Below are 6,967 nucleotides of genomic sequence, written 5' to 3'. Positions count from 1 at the left end.
AACAAGGCTTGTTTGGCATTATTCAAGGAGCAGGATATAAAGAATTACGTGAACAAAGTGCGAAAGATTTGATTTCAATGGATTTTCCTGGATATTCAATCGGTGGATTATCTGTTGGAGAACCTAAACACTTGATGAATGAAGTTCTTGAATACACGACACCATTGATCCCAGAAAACAAACCCCGTTACTTAATGGGAGTAGGGACAGCTGATTCATTGATTGATGGAGTGATACGCGGAGTAGACATGTTTGATTGTGTGCTGCCGACTCGGATTGCGCGTAATGGAACGTGTATGACGAGCCAAGGACGAGTCGTAATTAAAAATGCAAAATATGAGCGTGACTTTGGTCCTCTTGATGCAAAATGTAATTGTTATACCTGTAAAAATTACTCACGTGCTTACATCCGGCATTTGATTAAAACAGATGAGACTTTTGGGTTGCGTTTAACCAGTTACCATAATCTTTATTTCTTATTAAATGTGATGAAAAACGTTAGACAGGCTATTATGGATGACAATCTGCTTGAATTTAGAGAAAGTTTTTTTGAAGAATATGGCTATAATAAGCCAAATGCTAGAAATTTCTAAATTTAATGAAAAATTAAGTGGTACTAACTCCTAAGTTTTGGTACAGTTAATAATGAAGAAGAAATCAACCCGGAAAAGAATGGAGTGAAGAAATGGAATTTATTTTAAGCATTTTACCATTTGCTGCTATCATGGTATTAATGTATTTTATGATGATCAGACCGCAAAAAAAAGCTGCTGATAAAACTAAAAATATGTTGGATTCAATGAAAAAAGGTGATGGTGTGGTAACAATCGGCGGATTACATGGCATCGTTGATGAAATTAACGATACCAATAAAACAGTTGTGTTAGATTGTGAAGGCATTTTTCTGACGTTCGAAAGACGAGCAATTGCACGCATTAAAGATGTAGCATCTGCAGCATCAGTTGGACCGACAGAAACAATAACTGAAGATTCAAATGAAGTAGAATAATAAAATTTAACAATTCAATAAGCAAAAGAGAAGATAAACTATCTTTTCTTTTGTTTTTTCTCTTGAAACTGAGAACAAAGTGATCGATTTTCTTATAATGTATAAAAGGAATAAAGTATGGTATGGAGTCAATTGAAATTTTCCTTTTATGATTAGTTTGTCTTAGTCTCAAAGATGTCCTTTTCTGGAGTATAGGAGTGTTTGATTTGGAAGAACATTCAATCCCTCAGTTTGAGAAAATTGAGCCATGGTTAAATTTAAAAATTAAAGAATTTCAATTGCTAGGATATCAACAAATTTCTCAGGCAGATTTATGGCATTATTTGATTTCTTTTTGTTGGAAAAAATCTGTACCTGCTCATTATTATCAACAAATTCAAGAAATAATGAGTTTAACGCCAAATAATTATTTAGATTTTGCATCTATTGAAGCGCTGGTTTCTCCTGCTGTCTCCTTAGAAGAGATGGAAATATTTGATTTGTTTTAATCCAAAAAAGAAAAGGAGAAAGGCCTTTTCTTTTTTTTATGCTAAAATTGTGATTTGTTTAACAAATCACAATTTTTTGAATAATAAAAGAGCTGTTTCCTTTTTAAAACAAAAAAACAAGATTAAGTGTTGTTTTTAAAGGTTTTTATATAAGGATAAATATTTTAAATAAAGTTTCATATATGTGTTTACTTTTTTATAAAAGTAGTTTATGCTTATATTGTGAAATTAATAACAATAGAAACAGGAGGAATCAAAATGGATTCTACAAAAACGATAGAAAAACAACTAACACATGAAAAAAAAGAGAAGGTACAAAAAGAAACCGTTCAATCTCAAATCAATGAAATGACGCGTAAAGGAAAAACAGCTTTAGCTGTATTAGAAAGTTTTGATCAAGAAAAAATTGATCACATTGTCCACCAAATGGCTTTAGCAGGATTAAATGACCATATGAAATTGGCGAAAATGGCTGTTGAAGAAACTGGCCGCGGTATTTATGAAGACAAATGTATTAAAAATATGTTTTCAACAGAATCTATTTGGAATGCAATTAAAGATAATAAGACAGTAGGAATAATCAGTGATGATGACCAAACACAGTTACTTGAAGTCGCTACACCAGTAGGGATAGTCTGTGGAGTAACTCCCGTGACAAATCCAACATCAACGACTTTATTTAAAGCGTTGATTTCCATCAAAACAAGAAACCCTATTATCTTCGCTTTTCATCCGAGCGCACAAGCTTGTTCAGAAGCTGCTGCACAAATTGTTTTAGAAGCCGCTGTAAAAGCAGGAGCTCCTAAAGATTGTATTCAATGGATAAAACAACCTTCACTAGAAGCAACGAATGCATTAATGAATCATTCTGACATTGCTATTGTGTTAGCTACTGGTGGTTCTGGCATGGTTAAAGCAGCGTATTCTACAGGAAAACCTGCATTAGGAGTAGGACCAGGAAATGTACCGAGCTATATTGAAAAGTCTGCCAAGATCAAGCGAGCAGTCAATGATATCATTGCTTCTAAATCATTTGATAATGGAATGATTTGTGCTTCTGAACAAGCTGTCATTGTGGATCAAGAAATTTATGGGGCAGTAAAATCAGAATTTGAAAAGCATCAAGTTTATTTTGTAAAACCTGAAGAAATAGAGAAATTAGAAGAAGCAGTGATGAATCAAGATAAAACAGCTGTAAATCCAACTGTTGTAGGTCAACCAGCTTGGAACATCGCTGAACTTGCAGGAATTCAAATTCCTAAAGAAACAAAAATAATTGTGGCTGAATTAGCTGGAGTTGGAGAAAATTATCCTTTATCGCGTGAAAAACTTTCACCAGTATTGGCCATGTTAAAAGCAGAATCGACTGAGCAAGGGTTTGTATTAGCACAGGAGATGTTGGAACTAGGCGGGTTAGGACATTCTGCTGCCATTCATACGATGAACGATCAATTGGCTAGAGAATATGGTGAAAAAATGAAGGCTTGCCGTATTTTAGTAAATTCACCAACAGCACAAGGTGGTATAGGAGATCTCTACAATAATATGATTCCTTCTTTAACATTAGGTTGTGGCTCATATGGTAAAAATTCAGTATCAAAAAATGTCTCCACTATTAATTTATTGAATATCAAAACAATTGCGAAACGGAGAAATAATATGCAATGGTTTAAATTACCTTCAAAAATTTACTTCGAAAAGAATTCGATTCATTATTTACAAGAAATGGAGAATATGGAAAGAGTTTTCCTGGTTTGCGATCCCGGAATGGTAGAATTTGGTTATGCTGATAAAATTATCAATGAACTCTATAAGCGTAAGAACTCTGTACAAATTGAAGTATTTTCAAATGTTGAACCAAACCCATCAACCAATACGGTTATGGCAGGAACAGAAGCTATGTTCCAATTCCAGCCAGATACAGTTATTGCGATCGGCGGCGGTTCGGCGATGGATGCTGCAAAAGGCATGTGGTTATTTTACGAAAAACCAGAAACTGAATTTTTTGGGGCCAAACAAAAATTCTTAGATATCCGGAAACGGACGTATAAAATTCCGACTTTAGAAAAAACACAATTTGTTTGTATTCCAACGACTTCTGGGACCGGTTCAGAAGTTACTCCTTTTGCGGTAATCACAGATAGTGAAACCCACGTGAAATATCCGTTGGCTGATTATGCTTTAACACCGGATGTTGCGATTATTGATCCGCAATTTGTCATGAGTGTTCCTAAATCAGTGACGGCAGATACGGGAATGGATGTATTGACTCATGCAATTGAATCTTATGTTTCTGTGATGGCACAAAAGGATTGAGTTTACAAGCGATTAAATTGGTGTTTGAAAACTTAAGAGATTCTTATGCCTATGCGAATGAAGAATCACGTGAAAAAATGCACAATGCGTCTACCTTAGCTGGTATGGCTTTTGCTAATGCGTTCTTAGGAATCAATCATTCGATAGCTCATAAAATAGGAGGGGAATACAATATTCCTCATGGCCGGACAAATGCCATCTTACTGCCTCATGTTATTCGTTATAATGCGAAAGATCCTTCAAAACATGCTTTATTTCCTAAGTATGAGTATTTCCGTGCAGACGAAGATTATGCTGAAATTGCTCGCTTCATGGGATTCGAAGGCACAACAACTGAAGAGTTAGTCGAATCATTTATTGCTGAAATCGTTAAACTAGGTAAAGATGTCGGCATTGAAATGAGTTTGAAAGCTCAAGGAGTGACACAAGAAGTAATAGATGCAACGGTTGACCATATGGCTGAATTAGCGTTCTTAGATCAATGTACAACAGCTAATCCAAAACAACCTTTGATTACCGAGTTGCGTCAAATCATTATTGAAGCGTATGAAGGAGAATAATTCCACATTATAAGTTCTGTAAAAGAGCAGCGGCTTTCAGCTGCTCTTTTTATTTTTTTTAGACAAACCTTAAAAAAATTAGGAGAGAATTGCTTTTTATAAACAAAATAGATATAATTAATAGAGTTAGGCAGGCCTAAAAATAAAAAGCAGGTGAAGAGAATGACACCCAATAAAGAAGACTATTTAAAAATCATTTATGAACTTGGCGGAACAGATAAAAAAATAAACAATAAAGAGATTGTAGAAAGATTAGCAGTTTCGGCAGCATCTGTCAGTGAAATGATGTCTAAATTATTAAAAGAAGGATTTATTGAGCGAATTCCTTATCAAGGTGTGCAACTTACGGCAGAAGGTTTGCGGAAAGCTAGTACCCTTATCCGAAAACATCGTTTATGGGAAGTCTTTTTAGTCGAGCATTTAGGTTATTCTTGGAACGAGGTCCATGCAGAAGCAGAAGTATTAGAACATGTTTCTTCAGTGGAATTAACCAATCGGCTAGAAGATTACTTAGATTATCCTAAAATATGTCCTCATGGAGGAATGATTCCTGATAAAAATGGCATTTTAAAAGAGCCGCAATTACCGACTTTAGCTGAACAACCAGTAAATCAAAAAGTTAGGATTAAACGAGTAGCGGATGAAAAAGAATTATTAGATTATTTAGTGTCTATCGGGATTCAAATAAATGATGTTTATACGATTGTGGAAGTGGGAGCTTATGAAGGTTCTATTGTAATGAAAAAAGGGAATAAGCAACTTCAGATTAGTTTTAAGGCAGCTTCTAGCGTATATGTTCAAGCTTTATAGAAAAGGACACCCTTAGGGATGTCTTTTTTTGTCTAAAAAAAAAATAGTGCCAAAGGACAAAATGAACAAATCTTGTATAGGAATGTGTGTTCGCGTATAATTATGATAGAGAAAAAGGAGGTGGAGAAGGTGGAATTTGGAGTAGTACAATTTGATGAGCCGGTCAGAGATACTTCAAGAAAAATTATTCATATTGATATGGATGCCTTCTTCGCTTCAGTCGAAGAAAGAGAACATCCAGAATTAAAGGGACAGCCTATTATTATTGCCAATCATCCTAAGTTAACAAATGGCAAAGGGGTAGTCGCTACTGCAAATTATGTTGCTCGAACATATGGCGTTCATTCTGCCATGAGCGCACAAAAAGCCTATGAATTATGTCCAAAAGGCGTGTTTATTCCAGGAAACTATGAGTTGTACCGTGAAATTTCAAAAAAAGTTAGAGAGGTTTTTAAACAGTATACCGATATGATCGAACCATTATCCTTAGATGAAGCTTATTTAGATGTAACTGAAAATAAAAAAGGAATCAAAAGTGCAACACATATTGCTTATGCTATTCAAAAAGAGGTCTGGGAAAGTGTCCATTTAACGTGTTCTGCAGGTGTTTCATACAATAAATTCATTGCTAAATTAGCTTCTGATTATAAAAAGCCAGCTGGTGTCACGGTTATCCCTCCGGAAGAGGCTCTAGATTTTTTAAGAAAGCTGCCAATTGAAAAGTATTATGGAGTTGGTAAGAAGACGGTAGAACGTATGCATGAATTAAATATTTTTAATGGAGAAGATTTATACCAGATGAATGAAATGGAACTGATTCATTCTTTTGGAAAAATGGGCTATTCGCTTTACCGCAAAGTTAGAGGTATAGATGATTCTCCTGTTCGTGTAAGCAGAGAAAGGAAATCTGTGGGACGGGAAAACACATATAGAAGGAATCTTACTACTGAAAATGAAGTAACAGCAGAATTGCGTTTTTTGGCTAGAAAAGTCGAACGTTCTTTACTTAAAGAACAAAAACATGGCAAAACTGTAGTTTTAAAAATTCGTTATTCAGATTTTGAAACGGTCACCAAACGATTAACTTTGCCGCATTATCTTCAAGATGCGGAAGAGCTGTTTTTCCATACTCAAAATATTTGGGATGAAATCGGCAACCTTCAAAAAGGGGTAAGACTATTAGGGATAACGGTTACAACCCTTGATCCTTTATCATTTGAGAATATCGTTTTGCCTCTTTGGGACAATGAGCATAAGTCTTAATTCATTTTAAAAATAAACAAGCTAAATTGCATTCTATTTTTTACAAAGGTATAATAAAGATACTAATACAGATTTTTTCTTGTGTTATAATGAAAGGGGAGTTTAATAATGAAGGTATCGTGGCATGGACAATCATGTGTGCAGGTTTTGACGAATACAGGATATACAATTTTAATTGACCCGTTTATTACAGGAAATGCAAAAAGTGATTTAAATCCAGAAACTGTAGCAGCAGATGCCATTATCATCACTCATGCACATGCTGATCATATTGGCGATACAGAAGCGATTGCTCGTAGAACAGGAGCATTAATCGTAGCCAATGTTGAAATAGCTGATTTCTTTAAAACAAAAGATTTAAAAACTCATGGGATGCAAATGGGAGGAAAACATAGTTTTGATTTTGGCGAAATCAAAATGACTCCTGCTATCCATGGTTCATCTTATGAAGTAGATGGAAAAGAAACAACGTTTGGTTTAGCTGCTGGTATTATTTTTCATGCAGATGGAAAAACGCTTTA

The 6,967-nt window shown here is 34.8% G+C and carries 5 protein-coding genes and 2 pseudogenes; all 7 read left to right on the top strand.

The window, feature by feature from the left end; translation table 11 throughout:
* Positions 1 to 593 (top strand): tRNA guanosine(34) transglycosylase Tgt (locus tag RT405_RS02850; protein ID WP_313467387.1); only part of this gene is annotated, 593 nt, incomplete at its 5' end.
* A gap of 92 nt (positions 594 to 685) precedes the next feature.
* Positions 686 to 1,009, top strand: a complete 324-nt coding sequence (gene yajC, locus RT405_RS02845; RefSeq protein WP_035029152.1) for a preprotein translocase subunit YajC — start codon at positions 686 to 688, stop codon at positions 1,007 to 1,009.
* Between the two features lie 206 nt (positions 1,010 to 1,215).
* Positions 1,216 to 1,497, top strand: a complete 282-nt coding sequence (locus RT405_RS02840) for a post-transcriptional regulator (RefSeq protein WP_035029149.1) — start codon at positions 1,216 to 1,218, stop codon at positions 1,495 to 1,497.
* Between the two features lie 258 nt (positions 1,498 to 1,755).
* A pseudogene (adhE, locus tag RT405_RS02835) lies at positions 1,756 to 4,373 on the top strand (bifunctional acetaldehyde-CoA/alcohol dehydrogenase).
* Positions 4,374 to 4,535: 162 nt separating this feature from the next.
* Entirely contained in the window at positions 4,536 to 5,183 is a 648-nt protein-coding gene (locus RT405_RS02830) for a metal-dependent transcriptional regulator (RefSeq protein WP_313467383.1), read from the top strand.
* Positions 5,184 to 5,312: 129 nt separating this feature from the next.
* The gene (gene dinB, locus RT405_RS02825; RefSeq protein ID WP_313467382.1) at positions 5,313 to 6,446 is read left to right on the top strand and encodes a DNA polymerase IV; all 1,134 of its coding nucleotides are present in this window, start codon (positions 5,313 to 5,315) and stop codon (positions 6,444 to 6,446) included.
* Between the two features lie 108 nt (positions 6,447 to 6,554).
* A pseudogene (locus RT405_RS02820) lies at positions 6,555 to 6,967 on the top strand (metal-dependent hydrolase); the annotation flags it as partial.

This window comes from Carnobacterium sp. (assembly GCF_032094055.1).
Lineage (GTDB): Bacteria > Bacillota > Bacilli > Lactobacillales > Carnobacteriaceae > Carnobacterium_A.
Note: the sequence above shows the minus strand (reverse complement) of the source record. Positions and strands in the feature narration are given on the sequence as shown.

Bases quoted from the DNA above. Each gene is read 5' to 3' on its own strand.
- RT405_RS02830 (WP_313467383.1), top strand. From the start codon at position 4,536: ATGACACCCAATAAAGAAGACTATTTAAAAATCATTTATGAACTTGGC.
- yajC (WP_035029152.1), top strand. From the start codon at position 686: ATGGAATTTATTTTAAGCATTTTACCATTTGCTGCTATCATGGTATTA.